The 16450-nt window shown below is 41.4% G+C and carries 16 protein-coding genes; 14 read left to right on the forward strand and 2 right to left on the reverse strand.

Annotated elements, in window-relative coordinates; genetic code table 11:
- The first annotated feature begins 19 nt into the window (after positions 1 to 19).
- From UQ64_RS07295 to map, 5 genes are all read left to right on the forward strand, one after another.
- Positions 20 to 394 carry a response regulator transcription factor gene (locus UQ64_RS07295; protein WP_060622792.1) on the forward strand — a complete coding sequence of 125 codons (375 nt, stop codon included), beginning with the start codon at positions 20 to 22 and terminating at the stop codon, positions 392 to 394.
- Positions 381 to 3638 (forward strand): ATP-binding protein, encoded by a 3258-nt coding sequence (locus tag UQ64_RS07300; RefSeq protein ID WP_156417479.1) that lies wholly within the window; start codon positions 381 to 383, stop codon positions 3636 to 3638. The genes UQ64_RS07295 and UQ64_RS07300 overlap by 14 nt, the downstream gene beginning before the upstream one ends.
- A gap of 268 nt (positions 3639 to 3906) precedes the next feature.
- Entirely contained in the window at positions 3907 to 5769 is a 1863-nt protein-coding gene (locus tag UQ64_RS07305) for an assimilatory sulfite reductase (NADPH) flavoprotein subunit (protein ID WP_060623256.1), read from the forward strand.
- 48 nt (positions 5770 to 5817) lie between these two features.
- Positions 5818 to 7542 (forward strand): assimilatory sulfite reductase (NADPH) hemoprotein subunit, encoded by a 1725-nt coding sequence (cysI, locus tag UQ64_RS07310; RefSeq protein WP_060622794.1) that lies wholly within the window; start codon positions 5818 to 5820, stop codon positions 7540 to 7542.
- A 326-nt stretch (positions 7543 to 7868) separates the two neighbouring features.
- Positions 7869 to 8615, forward strand: a complete 747-nt coding sequence (map, locus tag UQ64_RS07315; protein ID WP_060622795.1) for a type I methionyl aminopeptidase — start codon at positions 7869 to 7871, stop codon at positions 8613 to 8615.
- Between the two features lie 75 nt (positions 8616 to 8690).
- Here the strand turns inward: map and UQ64_RS07320 are convergent, their stop codons facing one another.
- Positions 8691 to 9095: a CBS domain-containing protein gene (locus UQ64_RS07320; protein ID WP_060622796.1), complete on the reverse strand. Its 405-nt coding sequence runs from the start codon at positions 9093 to 9095 to the stop codon at positions 8691 to 8693.
- A gap of 183 nt (positions 9096 to 9278) precedes the next feature.
- On the opposite strand from UQ64_RS07320, the gene UQ64_RS07325 reads away from it, so the two are divergent.
- The 5 genes from UQ64_RS07325 to UQ64_RS07345 all read left to right on the forward strand — a co-directional run bounded on the left by UQ64_RS07325 (position 9279) and on the right by UQ64_RS07345 (position 14087).
- On the forward strand, positions 9279 to 11387 hold the full coding sequence (locus tag UQ64_RS07325; RefSeq protein ID WP_060622797.1) for a methyl-accepting chemotaxis protein: 2109 nt from the start codon (positions 9279 to 9281) through the stop codon (positions 11385 to 11387).
- A gap of 285 nt (positions 11388 to 11672) precedes the next feature.
- Positions 11673 to 11873, forward strand: a complete 201-nt coding sequence (locus UQ64_RS07330; protein ID WP_036685790.1) for a cold-shock protein — start codon at positions 11673 to 11675, stop codon at positions 11871 to 11873.
- Positions 11874 to 11993: 120 nt separating this feature from the next.
- Positions 11994 to 12221 (forward strand): MerR family transcriptional regulator, encoded by a 228-nt coding sequence (locus UQ64_RS07335; protein ID WP_060622798.1) that lies wholly within the window; start codon positions 11994 to 11996, stop codon positions 12219 to 12221.
- Positions 12222 to 12465: 244 nt separating this feature from the next.
- Positions 12466 to 13557 carry an LCP family protein gene (locus UQ64_RS07340; protein ID WP_082651014.1) on the forward strand — a complete coding sequence of 364 codons (1092 nt, stop codon included), beginning with the start codon at positions 12466 to 12468 and terminating at the stop codon, positions 13555 to 13557.
- Between the two features lie 44 nt (positions 13558 to 13601).
- A complete protein-coding gene (locus UQ64_RS07345) occupies positions 13602 to 14087 on the forward strand; it encodes a DinB family protein (RefSeq protein WP_060622799.1) in 486 nt (161 codons plus the stop codon).
- Between the two features lie 18 nt (positions 14088 to 14105).
- On the opposite strand, the gene UQ64_RS07350 is transcribed toward UQ64_RS07345, so the two are convergent.
- On the reverse strand, positions 14106 to 14315 hold the full coding sequence (locus UQ64_RS07350) for a hypothetical protein (RefSeq protein ID WP_060622800.1): 210 nt from the start codon (positions 14313 to 14315) through the stop codon (positions 14106 to 14108).
- 138 nt (positions 14316 to 14453) lie between these two features.
- On the opposite strand from UQ64_RS07350, the gene UQ64_RS07355 reads away from it, so the two are divergent.
- The 4 genes from UQ64_RS07355 (at position 14454) to UQ64_RS07370 (ending at position 16383) form a co-directional block, all read left to right on the forward strand.
- Positions 14454 to 14657: a GntR family transcriptional regulator gene (locus UQ64_RS07355; protein WP_060622801.1), complete on the forward strand. Its 204-nt coding sequence runs from the start codon at positions 14454 to 14456 to the stop codon at positions 14655 to 14657.
- Positions 14658 to 14703: 46 nt separating this feature from the next.
- Positions 14704 to 15330 carry a substrate-binding domain-containing protein gene (locus UQ64_RS07360; protein ID WP_060622802.1) on the forward strand — a complete coding sequence of 209 codons (627 nt, stop codon included), beginning with the start codon at positions 14704 to 14706 and terminating at the stop codon, positions 15328 to 15330.
- 147 nt (positions 15331 to 15477) lie between these two features.
- Positions 15478 to 15792 carry a DUF5054 domain-containing protein gene (locus tag UQ64_RS07365; RefSeq protein WP_209445731.1) on the forward strand — a complete coding sequence of 105 codons (315 nt, stop codon included), beginning with the start codon at positions 15478 to 15480 and terminating at the stop codon, positions 15790 to 15792.
- 231 nt (positions 15793 to 16023) lie between these two features.
- Complete coding sequence (locus tag UQ64_RS07370; protein ID WP_060622804.1) at positions 16024 to 16383, forward strand: hypothetical protein; 360 nt, start codon at positions 16024 to 16026, stop codon at positions 16381 to 16383.
- The last annotated feature ends 67 nt before the right edge of the window (positions 16384 to 16450 follow it).

The raw sequence follows: 16450 nt of genomic DNA on the forward strand, positions 1-16450 counted from the left end.
CGAAGGGAATTGTGCGAATATGCAAAAAATAATGGTAGTGGATGATGAAGAAGTATTACGGATGTTAATTGAGGATACGCTGGAGGATTTAGAGAATGTTGAGATTCACACGGCGGAGAATGGATTGGAGGCACTGACTAAGCTATCCGCAGATCATTTTGATCTAGTAATTCTGGATTATATGATGCCGGAAATGACAGGGATTGAAGTGCTTCAGCAGCTGGATGAGGAGAAGAAGAGCACTACAGCGATATTAATGTTAACGGCCAAAGCCCAGGATGTGGATCGAATTCGAGCTGTTGAAGCAGGAGCACGTTATTTCATGCCGAAACCGTTCAGCCCAATGGAACTCTTGCAGATTGTGGAGGGGATCCTAAGTGGTGAAGGAAAGTAAAGCTAATCACAGTATCAAAAATAAATATTTTCGTATCATTGTATTTGTGTTCTCTTTAATCATTATTATGGGAACTGTATTTTTTATTTTCATAAACTATGAGCAAGATGAATTAAGTAGAGACCGTGAAAGTTTGCAGAATAAAGCAGACACGATTAGCGAGATGGCAAGCACGTTAAATGATGTGTTTTTTCGAGCTAGGGGATTCACTTTACTGAAGGACGAGAATGAATTGAAGCTCTTAAATGTAGCCCTAGTTAACTTTGATAAGATTCTGGATACGTATTCCAATCTTAATTTAACGTCCGAAGAAGCCTTATTTAGAGATGGTTTAAAATCATTTTATGTCCAATATAAAAATAAAACTCTTCCAGAAGCGATTCGGCTTGTCGAGGCTGATAATTACGCAGCTTTGAGAGCTTTAGCTGAAGACGGTAGTACTAAATCAGTGAATGATTTTCTTACGTATACGAAAGAGTACAGACTGCGATCCGATACCGAATTAAATAACATGGCACTGGATTACATCAAACGGGCTAACGAATTCACTTTTATCACCTTCTTTTTTAGTACAATTATACTACTGTTCTTTACCTTTATGATCTGGCGGATTCTTAAGAACTTGATTAATCCTATTTTGAAATTGGAAGGGGCCACTCATTCATTAGCTGCCGGTGAGGAAATTCTTCTGGGTAAGCTTAAGAATCAGGATGAAATCGGACGACTTTATACTGCATTTCTAAATATGGCTAGAAGTATTCAGGACAAAGAAGAAGAATTGATGATGCAGAACGAAGAGCTACACGCGCAGCAGGATGAACTTCAGGATCAGCAGTACAGACTGCAACGCTCGCTTAGTGAAATAGAGAGTATGATGAAGGCACTCAATCAATCCTCAGCGGTTGGGATCCTTACAGATAAAGGAGTATTTACCTACGCGAATGATAATTTAAGCAAATATACAGGCTATAAAAATTCTGAAGTTATCGGTTTCACCTATAAGTTATTAGAACTCTATAATATTTCTAGAGAACAAATGCAGAAGATCTTCAACAAATTAAATACGGGTGGGGTATGGAGCGATGAACTCCAGATTCTGACCAAAGACGGATTGCCAATCTGGATGCATCTGACTATCGTGCCGTATCTGAATAATGATGGAGTGATTTATCAGTACATTCTCATCGCGTATGATATCACCTCTATGAAAAGTGTACAGCTGGAGCTTGCGGAAACGCTTAAGAATACGGAGCAGACCAAAAAGATGCTTGAGCTTAATAACCAGCTGAATCATGATATTACTTACACCTTAGATAAACATGAATTTGCAGATAAGTTTATTCAGTTCATGCATCACCTGTATTCATTTGATTCGAGTTTCTTCCTTCTTGTAAAAGATAAGATCGCGGCTGTTAAAGGGATTCCTCAGGAAAATGTTGAGCGTTATCTCGATAATGAGAACAATGAAATGTTATATCGTTTGAAAACGGAAAAAACCTATCTGATTAAGCGTTTAGCTACGCAATCGGAACAGGGAATTTCTGCGAATGAGGTCTACTGTTATGACTTCTATACGACTGTTGTGAATGCAGAAGATGAGATTCTAGCTGTATTTTGCGGAAGCCGGATTGGACACTCCTTCAGTAAAGAAGAGATTAATGAGGTTCAAGGAATGATGAACCGCGTTGCTCTGGCGATTGAACGTTTATTCATGTATGAAGAGATTGAACATGGACGAAAGCTGAACCGCGATATCGTGAACAATGTAAACGAAGGCATTCAGTTCGTGAATACAGAAGGCATGATGCTGCAGATGAATAAGGCATTGTGCAATATGGTTAACTTTGAATGGACCGAAGGTACATTGATTCCTAGAAAAGAATGGATGGATTATTTCATCGAATGCTCGAATGAGAAGGATAAACTTTGGTTGTTCTTTGAGCAGGCGATTGCTGAGTATTCGCTGGAGTCCAGTAGTATGCAATACTCTATTGGTACAGAACCCATGAAGCATATTGATGTTTATGCGATTCCCGTTTTCCGCCGAGAGCTTAGAATTGGTACATTGTTCGTATACAGAGATATCACTAGGGAGTACGAACTGGATCTTATGAAATCTGATCTTGTCAGTACAGTAAGCCATGAACTGAGAACGCCATTGTCGAGTGTATTAGGATTCACGGAACTGCTATTATCCAAAACCATGAAGCCTGAGAAGCAGTTGAAGTATTTAGAGACGATTCATAAGGAAGCGAAGCGGTTGACTGAGCTTATTAATGATTTTCTGGATTTGCAGAGAATGGAGTCAGGTAAGCAGCAGTATATCACAGAGCATGTGAATCTCAGTGAAATTGTGCTTGGGGTTATCGATCAATATAAACTTAGTAGCACACATCATGTACTGCTGGTGGATGAGGCTCTGAATGCGGAAGTAGATGTAGACAAGGATAAGATTGTTCAAGTTCTGACGAATCTGTTAAGTAATGCGATCAAATTCTCACCGTCTAGCAATGAAGTAAAAGTACTGCTGCATAATGAGCCGGATCACATTATTGTGCGTATCCAGGATAATGGTCTGGGAATTCCTAAGGATCAAATAGGCCAGCTATTCCAAAAATTCAGAAGAGTGGACAACAGTGCCTCTAAAAGAATTGGTGGAACAGGTCTTGGTCTTGCCATCTGTAAAGAAATAATTGAGAAACAAAAGGGAACCATCGGTATTGATTCGGTAGAAGGAGAGGGGACAACCGTTTGGTTTAGCCTCCCAATCCTCAATGCAGAAGCAAGCCGACAGCAAGATGAGCTAAACAAATGGAATGCTGATAAAGAGCTCAAGCCTAATGTAATGATTGTTGAAGATGATTACAGTCTTTCGTTGCTTTTATCAGAAGAGCTTAAAGGGAAGGGGTTCCGTGTTACCCATCATTATCATCCACAGCAAGCTTTTGATCAGGCTTTAAAAACACCATTTGTTGCGATAGTGGTTGATCTGATGCTTGGTGAAGAACTGGACGGTTGGGATTTAATCCGAATGCTAAAAGATGATTCGAGAACAGAGAATATTCCGATTGTTATCTCTTCTGCTCTGGATCAATCGGATAAGAACCAATTGAATGATGTGATACAGAAGTATTTAACGAAACCTTATCCGCCTGGAGAGTTATCGAATACGCTTGAAGAAATTGTGAAGATAAAGACAGGGGTAGGCGAGGTATTATTTCCCGAAAGTAAGAAGCATTTATAGTTTTTATTTATCACAATATTTTATAAATAGTATCATTTTTTATAATGAAACCGATCAAAACAGGGCAAATCATACTGTTTTGATCGGTTTTTACGTACTTTATTGATACTTTTTCAATAATTAACAATTTTTAGGTGAAAATGACTTCATTGATCGTTTACAAATATTGTGATAGCCTGATTTTATGAGGTTCTAAAAAAGGCTCAGGTAAGATTTAAATGAGGTACGGATCATAACGAGATTTCATGTTTAGGAGAGGTGGATATTGTTGCAACTACAGGTAACGAACAGTCCTTTTAACGAGAACCAAGTCGAGCTTCTCAATCGTCTTCTACCATCCTTAACGGAGACACAGCAAATATGGCTCAGCGGATATTTGTCCGCGATTGGTCGTACTGCGGCAGCAGCGCCAGCGGGCACTGAACTTCTAGTGAAATCGAATACGATTGGAAACGCAGAGGTTAGTACCGCTGTAACGGGTCAACCAGCAGCATCACGTGAAGTAACCATACTATTTGGTTCGCAAACTGGGAATTGCCAGCGACTGGCGGGAAGCTTGTCCCGTAAGCTGGAAGAGCAAGGATTTCAGGTCACACTCTCCGCGATGAACAGCTTCAAACCTACTGTGCTTAAAAAGGTCGAGAATCTGCTTCTACTGGTGAGTACTCATGGAGAAGGTGATCCGCCAGATAATGCACGGATATTTCACGAATTTCTTTATAGTAAAAGAGCTCCTCAATTAGAGAACCTACGGTTTTCTGTTCTGGCTCTGGGAGACACCTCTTATGAATTTTTCTGTCAGACGGGTAAAGAGTTCGATCAGAGGTTAGAGGAACTTGGTGGTAAGCGCCTAAGTCCACGTGTAGATTGTGATCTCGATTATGACGATTCCGTTGCCGAATGGTTTGAAGGTGTAATTGGTGCATTAAATGTAAATTTAAATGCTCCAGCCATTGCTGCAAAAGCGGTTCAAGCCTCAGAGGACGCAGAGTCACAAGAGCCTTTATATACCCGGAATAATCCTTTTAAGGCAGAGGTACTTGAGAATCTGAATTTGAATGGGCGCGGTTCGGATCGGGAGACTCGTCATCTTGAGCTTTCACTTGAAGGCTCTAATATACAGTTTGAGCCAGGGGATGCACTGGGCGTATATCCGGAGAATCATCCTGAATTGGTGGACGCTATTATTCATACTATGGGCTGGAATCCCAGCGATAAGGTTCCGTTTAATAAAAAAGGTGATGAAGGAGCCTTGCGTGAGGCACTTCTGCATCATTACGAAATCACTGTATTGACCAAACCTTTGCTGGAGCAAGCGGCAAAGCTGTCTGCTTCAAGCAAGCTGAGTGAGTTGTTAGCTCTAGACCGTGCTTCGGAGCTTAAAGAGTATATTCAAGGACGTGATCTGCTCGATTTGATTCAGGACTTCTCGCCATGGGAAGGCTCAGCCAGCAATTTTGTGACGATTTTGCGGAAGCTTCCTGCACGTCTGTATTCCATTGCTAGCAGTTATAAGGCTAATCCGGATGAAGTTCATCTAACCGTCAGAGCTGTACGTTATGAGGCTCACGGCCGTGAACGCTACGGTGTCTGCTCCGTGCATTGCGCAGAAAGAGTAGAGCCAGGGGATACATTGCCTATTTACATTCAGCATAATCCTAACTTTAAGCTACCGACTGATCCGGATGCGCCGATCATCATGATCGGACCAGGCACAGGCGTTGCACCATTCCGATCTTTCTTGGAGGAACGTGGAGAGCTTGGAGTGGAAGGGAAATCATGGCTGTTTTATGGGGATCGGCATTTCGTAACGGATTTTCTGTATCAGACTGACTGGCAGAGAATGCTAAAGGATGGCGTTCTCAGCAAGCTGGATGTAGCCTTCTCACGTGATACCGAAGAGAAAGTATACGTACAGCATCGCATCTTGCAAAAGAGTCAGGAGGTTTATGAATGGCTACAAGAAGGTGCTCATATCTACGTTTGCGGCGACGAGAAGTGTATGGCACATGATGTTCATTCTGCTTTGCTTACTGTGATTCAGAGTGAGGGCGGACTCAGCCCTGAAGCGGCAGCGGCTTATCTGGAAGATATGCAACAGACACAACGTTACCAGCGTGATGTCTATTAATGGATAGATGGGGAAGTTATCGAATGACTTCGGGGGGAGATAACACAAATGGCAAACAATGAGAAGGTTAAGCCGATCGGCGGGCCTCCAAGTGATGTTGAGCATATTAAGTCGGAGAGTAACTATCTGCGGGGTGCGTTAGTTGAGACGCTAAGCAATCCGATTACGGGTGGTCTGCCTGAAGATGATAATCGGCTGCTGAAATTTCACGGAAGCTATATGCAGGATGACAGAGATCTACGTAATGAACGGGAACGTCAGAAGCTGGAGCCAGCATTCCAGTTTATGCTTCGCGTAGTTGCTCCAGGTGGTGTTGCTACACCGGAACAATGGCTGGTGATGGATGATCTGGCGCAGAAGTATGGTAACGGAACCTTACGTCTAACTACAAGACAGGCATTTCAAATGCATGGCGTTCTCAAATGGAACTTAAAGAAGACCATTCGAAGCATTAATGATACGCTAATGACGACCCTTGCAGCTTGCGGGGATGTCAACCGTAACGTAATGAGCAATCCGAATCCTTATCAATCTGAGGTGCACGCAGAAGTCTATGAATGGGCGCGCAAAGTTAGTGATCATTTATCACCTCGTACTCCCGCTTACCATGAAATTTGGCTGGATGGTGAAAAGGTAGTGGATAGTTTAGGAGATCGGGCAGAAGTGGAGCCAATCTATGGTCCGGTATATTTACCACGTAAATTCAAGATTGGTCTTGCAGTCCCCCCTTCAAATGATGTAGATGTGTTCTCGCAGGATCTGGGCTTCATCGCTATTCTTGAGAACGATAAGCTGGTAGGGTTCAACGTTTCGGTAGGCGGCGGTATGGGGATGACGCATGGAGATACCAGCACGTATCCTCAGCTTGGCCGTATCATTGGTTTTTGCCGTCCTGATCAATTGATTGATGTAGCGGAGAAGACAGTAACGATTCAGCGGGACTATGGAAATCGTTCTGTCCGCAAAAATGCACGGTTTAAGTATACGATAGACCGCCACGGTCTGGAATGGTTCGTCGATGAGCTGCATGAAAGGCTCGGATGGCAGCTTGAGGCGGCACGGGAGTACCATTTCGATCACAATGGAGACCGCTACGGCTGGGTAAAGGGTACCAATGGAAAATGGAATTTGACGCTTTATATCCAAAGCGGACGGATTCATGACCAAGAAGGGTACACATTGATGACTGGGCTACGGGAAATTGCCAAAATTCATACCGGAGATTTCCGTCTTACGCCGAACCAGAATTTAACGATTGCTAACGTAACCTCTGCCAAAAAACGAAAAGTGGCTGAGCTGGCTAAACAGAATGGACTTACAGACGGAGCTCATCTTTCTGCACTACGACGCAGCTCAATGTCTTGTGTGGCGCTACCAACCTGCGGACTTGCAATGGCTGAAGCAGAACGTTATTTGCCTTCGTTGGTTGATAAGCTAGAGCTTGTCCTTGATGAAGCTGGTCTACGCGATGAGGAAATCGTGATCCGGATGACGGGCTGTCCTAATGGATGTGCAAGACCGGCACTAGGTGAAATCTCGTTTATTGGTAAAGGTCCAGGCAGATATAATATGTACTTGGGAGCAGGTTTTACAGGAGATCGCTTGAACAAAATGTATAAAGAAAACATAGATGAAAAAGAAATACTGGAGACACTGGAGCCAATTCTTCATCGTTATTCGAAAGAACGACTGCATAGCGAGCATTTTGGAGATTTCGTGATCCGTGCAGGTTATGTCAAAGCGGTTTCTTCAGGTCTTAATTTTCATGATTAATCCAATATAGACTGAAGAGGTGTCCAAGAGCCGAATATGGCTACATGGACACCTCTTTGTTTGTTGGTCTCAAACCCTAACCATCCCTCCAATAGCGTCATCTGAGCCCAGAAGTCACAGTCGATTTAAAAAATACTTTTCTCTTATATTCTCAAGCTTTCCCGTAAAAAAGGGAGTTTTTTTTAGAATTAAAACTGAAATTATATTTTTTTTGCCTAATGATTTGGATTTCTCGTGTTTTTCTTTCATAATATAAAGGGGAAACTAAATACAAAAGAAGAGCCATTGCCCGAGAGTGATGTGTTCTGTACAGAAGAGGCGATATTATGATTATCATGAAAACGATGGAAGAGATCGAAAAAATGCGTGCGGCGGGAAAAATTCTCGCTGAATGTCATCGTCAAATTGCGAAAATTTCACAGCCGGGAATTACTACCTGGGAGATTGATGAATTTGCAGAAAAATTTATATTGTCTCAAGGAGCGACTCCTGAGCAAAAGGGATATAACGGATATCCGTACGCGACCTGTGCTTCTGTAAATGATGTAATCTGCCACGGATTTCCGAAGAAGGAACCACTTAAAGATGGGGATATAGTAACCATAGACATGGTAGTTAACTTAGATGGCTGGTTGGCAGATTCCGCTTGGTCGTATGGGATTGGCAACATTAGTGAACAGGCGACCAAATTACTAGACACCACAAAAGAATCTCTATTCCGTGGTATCGAGCAGGCAGTTGCAGGCAACCGTATTGGGGATGTCGCTCATGCTATTCAAGTTTACGCAGAGTCTAATGGTTATTCTGTTGTGCGTGATTTTATTGGCCATGGGATTGGTTCAGAAATGCATGAAGCTCCAGAGGTACCTCACTATGGTCCGGCTGGCAGAGGACCTCGTCTGAAAGAGGGGATGGTATTTACCATTGAACCGATGCTGAACACAGGCAGCTACAGAACAAAGATTGATTCGGATGGTTGGACTGCACGTACCATTGACGGTGGTCTGTCAGCACAATATGAACATACGTTAGCTATCACCCCACAAGGGACAATTATCCTGACTGAACTATAGTTTAGCGTTGAAAAAAAAGACCTGATTAGCTTCATCTTCTCTTGATGTTGCTGATCAGGTCTATTTGTTGTTCCATTAATCAGTGATGTTGCGAGTATAATATTCAATGATATCTTTTCGACGAATAATTCCGACAAACACGCCTTCATTATCAATAACAGGAACGAAATTTTGATCTGCAGCTAGCGTTAGCATATCCTCCATTTCGGCATTTATGAGAACGCTCTCGTTATGAACATGCTTCTGGATATCGCTTACTGGGACTTCCCCTATATTGTCAAATGTTAGACCTGCTGTGTTTTTCAGCTTCCACAATAGATCACCTTCCGAAAGTGTTCCTACATATTTTCCTTCATTATCGATAATAGGGATAGCCGTATAATGGTGCTGCTCTAATTGTTGTAAGGCTTCCAGCATGGATAGTGAGTTAGTGATATAGGCAACTTGATCTTTAGGCAACAAAAAAGAGGATATTTCCATCGGCATGAACTCCTTTGTATTGAGATTTTTTTAGTTAGGCTACTTTAATTTAAACATACTTTTTGAAAAGATATGCAATTTTAATTCTTATCAATTAAATTATAGGTAATAAGACCTATTTAGGGTTAGTCGTATTTTGTCGATTAAAGATAAGGTATATTATCCTAGAGTGGAGTTGTTTAGATGGCACTATATCGTAGGCTTTCTTTAACGGTTAAATTTGTTCTGGCTGTAAGTTTAATTATCACCATTATTTTTTTCTTTAGTTTGGTTGCAAATCTGTTAAATTTGCGTAGTGTGAGCATCTCTAATGGTGAACTTCAGGCAGAAGTCTCGGGAAGAAGTTATGCGGAAACCATTCAAAATAGACTGATAGACATTCAGTCGACTGGTAAAGCGCTCACTGAAGTACTGATTGAAGCAAGAGAACATCAATCCTTAGACCGTGAAGATGTTATTACTACAATGAAAACTATGCTTGAGAACAGACCGGAAATTTTTGCGATGAGCATATTATGGGAACCCAACGCCTTTGATCAAAACGATCAGGCTAATATAAATAAGATGCCATATGATGATGGTACGGGGCGTTTTATTCCTTATGCCTTTAGAAATCAAGGCGCGATAACGGTTGAACCCTTAAAGAATTACGATGTAGAAGGTGCGGGTGATTATTACCTTTTACCTAAAAAAGAGAAAAAACCGATTTACATTGAACCCTATTCTTATGAGACGACTGGTGGGGCTATCGAGATGATTTCGGTCATGCTGCCGATTTTAGATAAAACGGGAGATTTTCTTGGGGCTGTGGGGTTCGATGTTTCGTTAACCCAATTACAGGAAGAAGCCGTTAACTATAAACCTCTGGGAGGTTATGTTTCTCTAATCACTGGTAATGGTAAGTATGCAGCTAATCCTAATGATCCACAAAGTATACTCAAAGATTTTGGTGATACGGATGAGAAAGCTGCACTGTGGAAACAAGTGAAGAATGGGGAGACGGTTCAGGGGTATACCCATAATTCTAAGGGAGAAGAAGTACTGCGGATTTTTATTCCGATTTCAATGCCGAAAAGCGATCAGGTATGGTATACACAGACTGCGATTCCTAAAGCTACAATCATGGCCGACTACGAAAAAGCTAAAACAGAATCTTTTATCATCATGCTTGTTGGGATGTCGATTCTAGGAATTGTTATAGCCTTTTTATTATGGTTTATGGTGATCAGACCACTTCGAGTGTTATCTGAGAAATTGCAGCTTATGGCTCAGGGGGATTTAACCCAAACCTTGCAGGTTCAAAATGATGATGAATTCGGTAAGATGTCTTCACATTTTAATCAGATGACACATAAGCTTCGAGAAATGTTTGGACTTGTGGCTGATTTGTCGATGTCAGTGGGAGCTACTTCTGAAGAGTTGACAGCTAACGCTGAACAGACAGGGAAAGCTGCTGAACAGATTGCTGTGTCTATTGGACGAGTAGCCGAGGGAGCGCAGCTGCAGAATGGTTATGCAGGAGAATCTTCTCTGGCCATGAGCGATCTTAGCGTTGGAGTGCAACGTATCGCTGACTCTTCTTCAGCGGTGTCCGCATCTGCAGATGAAGTAACCGATCAAACGAAGCGGGGCAGTGCGCAGCTGCAAATGGCGGTGACCCAGATGACAGAGCTTAAGCAATCCGTGGACGAGACCAGTCTGGCGATCGAACGATTAGGTGAAAGATCTATCCAGATTAGCGGGATTATTGGTCTGATCTCGAATATTAGTAAACAGACTAATCTATTGGCATTAAACGCAGCGATTGAAGCATCCAGAGTGGGTGAGCATGGTCGTGGATTTGCTGTAGTAGCTTCTGAAATACGGATGTTGGCGGATCAAACGAAACAAGCTGCCGAACAAGTTACTGAATTAGTCGAACATGTGGTTCAAGACACTAATCAAGCCTCACAGGCTATGGCCGTTGGTAATGAGCAAGTAAGTATTGGTGTGCAGAGTGTATCTGATAGTGATCTTTTGTTTACATCGATTCTTGCTGAAATGACACAGGTTACAGATCAAATTCAGGAAGTATCTGCAGCCGCACAGCAGATGACCGCTGGTACAGAGCAAATTTCAGCTAGTGTCAAAGTATTAGCTGAACTTGCATCAGAAGCGTCCGCGGATTCACAAAGTGTAGCAGCAGCCTCAGAGGAGCAGCTTGCTTCTATGGAAGAGATTTCTGCTTCGACGGAATCCCTCAGCTCGATGGTGCAAGATTTGCTGGACAAATTGTCTTATTTTAAAATTTAAAATGAATGTGATGTCGTGAAATACAGGTGGGGGACCCTGTCCTTTTCTAAAGGATCAGGGTCTTCCATTTTTTAAACCATGCCAAAGGGTATCTACATGGCTTTAGATGTGCTATAATCAATATATCGAAAGTAGTTACCTGCTAATTCACATAGCGTAGAGGGTTATTCTTAAGATGACAATAACCTTGTACCATATGTGAATTTTTATTTTTTTAGAGATTTTGCAAGAGATTTTTTTGAGATAAGAATAACATGTAAATAAAAAAAAGGTGGTAATTATATTATGCAAACAGGAACAGTGAAATGGTTTAACGCGGACAAAGGCTTTGGTTTTATCGAGGTTGAAGGTGGAGAAGACGTATTCGTACATTTCAGCGCAATCACTGGTGACGGATTCAAGTCTTTAGATGAAGGACAACGTGTAGAATTTAACGTAGTTCAAGGCAATCGTGGTCAACAAGCTGAGAATGTTGTGAAACTTTAGAGTTGTGAAATAAATCCCCAAACTTATGGTTTGGGGATTTTTTTAAGTATAAGAAGTATAAGTTTCACACAATACTTTATGTCTTATATTTCTCGCTTAGTAGAAAGGTGGCGGATGTAAGTGCAGGTGTTTGAAGACTGGAATTTAAAAGTGAAGAAAACCTTTAACGCTACAAGCAACAAGGAAGTATTGACTGTGTCTGAAGCCGGTAGCTTGCTTGGTCTGTCTAAAGATCAAATGAAAAGCTATGTAGACCAGCATAAGTTAACTAAAGTCCCGATCATGAGAAGTGTTGTCAGATATCTTTTACTGAAAAGTGAAATCGATACGATTCTGAACAAAATCTAATGTAACTTCAATAAACATTGTTGACCAATCCTATATAGGATATGGTCTTTTTTTTGTCTCATAAATTTCTTATAAATAGAAACTTATTGATCTGATGATCGTCTATAATTATGGGATATTTAGGTAATGGAGGGTAGGCATAAATTCCGATTTCTAAGTATAAACGTAACGGAATTACGTGGAATAAAATGTGATGTTCAGTAATGGAGAGAAGTCGTTTGAACAGAAAGGGTAATTCATCCAAATGAAAAATAAACAGAGTACTCATCCACCTGCTTCATTTGCTTTAAGTAGAATCGAGAAAAAGAAAGTGAAAAAGCATAAAATCAGCAAGAAAATGAAGATCTGGTACATTTCGATTGCTATCGTACTTCTAATTGGGCTGGGATCTTTTATTTTCCGTAAAGAACTAATGATTTTTGGGTTTGATAATGTTGTGGCACCGACTATTGAACACACCCTTAATGAGTCCTATGTGCCGTTAGAAGACACCGGAGAACCTGGATTGCAAGCAACGACGGAAAATAAAGACCGCCCTTTCTCTATCCTTCTACTAGGCACCGATCAGCGTGGCAAAGAGAATGGACTTTCTGACTCCATTATTTATACAGTCCTTCGACCACAAGACCATAAAGCACTGCTCGTCTCCATTCCTCGTGATTCATATGCAGAAATTATTGGGGCGGAAAATATTAAAGGAGCAAGAAAAGAAACCAAGATTAATGCGGCGCATTCTTATGGTGGTCCTCAGATGAGTGTGGATACCGTTAAGAATCTGCTGAACGCACCGATTGATTACTATGCTACTATTAATTTTAATGGGCTTGTTGGCGTGACGGATGCTCTAGGAGGAGTGGTGCTTCCAATTACCAAGGTGATAGAGAATAAGAGTCCCGATCATGAGAAATTAAGAATTGAGCCGAACAAACCGATCTACTCCGGAAAGGAAGCTTTAATGTATGTGAGATATCGAGAAGACTCTGACTTTAAGCGAACAGAGCGACAACGGATTTTCCTGAAAGCAGCGCTTGATCGGATGAAAAGAATAGATAATATTCTGAATATACAGAACATTATCGAAATTGCTGGCAGTAACTTTAAAACCAATATGAAGTCAGATTTTATTTTAGATTTGGCTAAGGAGGTAATTCTTGAAGGTGGAACCCCTGAAATAACGAGTCATATGCTCCAAGGGGAAGGAAAACATACCGATCAATGGTATTATATACTCGATGAAAATGATGTAAAGCGTACCCATGATATGATCGAGATTTGGCTGAATCCAGAATCTACTGAGGCTGATCTTATAACCGCTTCTAAGGATGATGCTGCATAATATTTTTGTCAGACTATTTTATATTCACATGGAGGTTAGCTTCTATGGCAGTAAAAACAAAGGAGCAAATGTTACTCGAATTTAAGTCCCTCATTCCATTCGTGGAATCATTAGAAGAGATGCCGGATAAACATTGGGATAAGCCCATAGCAACTGGTAAATGGACCGTGAAGGATATTCTCTGTCATCTCATGCTTTGGGATAAATATTTCTATGAAGGTGCTATAAAAAAGATTATTTTAAAAGAACCATTAACAACGAAACATTTGGATTTTAACGAGTTTAATGCTAACGCGATTGAGTATGCCGAATTGTTATCCAAGCAAACCTTGATTGAACAATTTGTGCTCTACAGATCTAGAATTTTAGATGCAGTCTCTGGATTAACGGATGAAGAATTCGATTTGGAATATATAGATGGAGATCGCAAGAAGTTCAGTGTTCACAAGTATTTGAGAAGTTTTATCCCACATGATAAGCATCATAAAAAACAGATTGAACAATTCTTAAAATACATACAGCAAGGTTGAACACTTTTCTTTTATGGCTTAAGCTTTAGCGCGATTCTGAACCATTTTCATGGATTGGCGAATGAGTATTGGACCGAACATGCTGCCGGCTGAGGCGGCTATAAAGGAATGTAAGGGAAACTTTATGGCAAAGTAAATGACAGTTCCAGCTACAAAATCAATAAGAATGAATTTCTTGATCTCGGATAGCGGGATTGTGACGAATACAAATGATTCATTATTTTTCAAGCGGTTGACCTCCTAATTGATAATGCAGCTTATAAATCCACTGTTCATTCTATTTCGAGAACAAGATGTCCCATTCGAAAAATTTTGAGCGGGATTGGCACTGCGAACGGCATACAAGAGTAAAGGGTGAAGGCTCGAATGGATAATCAGGATCAACAAAAAGAGCGGAAACCGCTATTGTATATACAGACTGCAAATCATGTGATGGAAGAAATCCGGAAGAGGAAGCTTCAGTCACATGATCTCGTCCTATCTGAAGGGGAGATTGCCAAGTTGTACGGTGTCAGCCGCATGACGGCGAAGCTTGCTCTGCAGATCTTGGAGAAAAAAGGGATCGTATAGTGGGACATTCGTATCTGCTGATTACACGGCACATTCCTGGGAACAGATGCTGGAGAAGACGATCGAGGAGAAGAAACCGATACGAAGAATTGCATTGGTAATTCCGAATATGGATGATTATATCGGTAGAATAATTGCTTCCGTCAAAAAACAAGCGCGCGAAGCGAATTGTCATTTAATTATTCGAATGACTTCGGATAAGGAAGATGAAAGTGTATGCTTACAAGAGCTGTACGATGCTCAAGTAGAGGGGATTTTTTTATATCCGCGTGGGAGTACACAGTGCAGTGAGAAAGTACTAGAGCTTAGTCTCCTTAATTATCCTCTAGTTATCATTGATCGTATCTTTCGAGAGGTGCAGATTGACTGTGTTTACCATGATCATTACCATGGGGCTTATAAGATCACCCAGTATTTGATTGAGAAGGGACATCAGGAAATTGGATATCTTTCAATGTCATTTGACGGTGTGACGAGCAGGGAAGATCGGTATAGAGGTTATCTTCAAGCTATGTTGAATCATGATCTCCCGGTAAACAAACGCAATATTTGCTTGAATTGCTCAGATGACTATATGCATCAGTTGAATGCTCCGAAACTCGGACAAGCTGCTGTTCAGCGAATGACCACCATCGTCGAGCGAGGATCCGTTAGACCCAACGTTACTAAATGATTCGCTTGTAGATTACCTTTTGAGGCTCTTTCTCTACTATTTTGGTGGAGGGAAGGGCTTTTTTTATATCAGTGACATAAAGGTATGATACTGTGTTTTTCATATTATTTAATGATATTGTTTCGGATTATTTGATTGTATAGATCAGTGACATATATTAGTCTGGAAATAGATCGTTCCGAAATTTCAGTTTTCAATAAGGATGAATTCGATAAGCACTCTAGTGGTTTATTTGCCTCAGAGCAGAGTGTTCGTACTTATTCAATGATCGAACGTTCATGGGCTGAGCAACGGGGCTATCTGGATCAGGCAGTCGCATGCCTGGATAAAGATAAACAAGCGGAGGCAAAGGAAGCGTTCGGTAGCTTAGAGCCTATGAGGAAAGATCTTTCCGCTAATGCTGAGCATGTCAGTGTCCAGAGATGTACGCGGTTGAAGGTTATAAACTGGCCTTTGGTGTAAATGGCGCACTTGTTCATTTATCAGATACTAATGGAAAAGTATGGGTTGACGAAAGCCATCCCTTCGGCGCCTATGAGACGTTTGGAACGGAGGACTATGTCAGATATTTCCGCACTTACATGCAAATCCTAGGCTTCACCCATGGTCTGATGCAGACTTTAACAAGCCTGGTTTTGAGTTCGTTCGACCATTCCCTATGAATTATATGGCGCGCCGAAGGAACTCGAATTAGTGTGTGATTTTGAGCATGAAGGTAAGGTTGACGTATCACTGCAATGGTTCGCAAAAGAAGCAAACCGCCTTCCAGAAGCAAGCTGGTTCGGGTGTGCATTGAATGTCGATAATCCTAATCTTTGGATGATGGAGAAGATGGGCTTGCCGGTCTCACCTTTATACGTAGTGAAGGACGGGAATCGTAATCTTCATGCAATTGGACGCGGCGTTAGTTATCAGGGTGCAGATGGGAGCGCCTTTATCGAAACCATGGATGCTGCTTTGGCTGCACCGGGTCAAAAAAGACTGCTACAATTCGATAATTCTTCTGTTTCTCTAGATAAAGGATGGCATTTTAATTTGCACAACAATATCTGAGGTACGAATTTCCCTATGTGGTACGGTGAAGATGCAGTATTGCGTTTTCGCCTAAATTTACACTCGA

It is taken from the genome of Paenibacillus etheri (assembly GCF_001012825.1).
In the GTDB taxonomy this organism is placed as follows: domain Bacteria; phylum Bacillota; class Bacilli; order Paenibacillales; family Paenibacillaceae; genus Paenibacillus_AQ; species Paenibacillus_AQ etheri.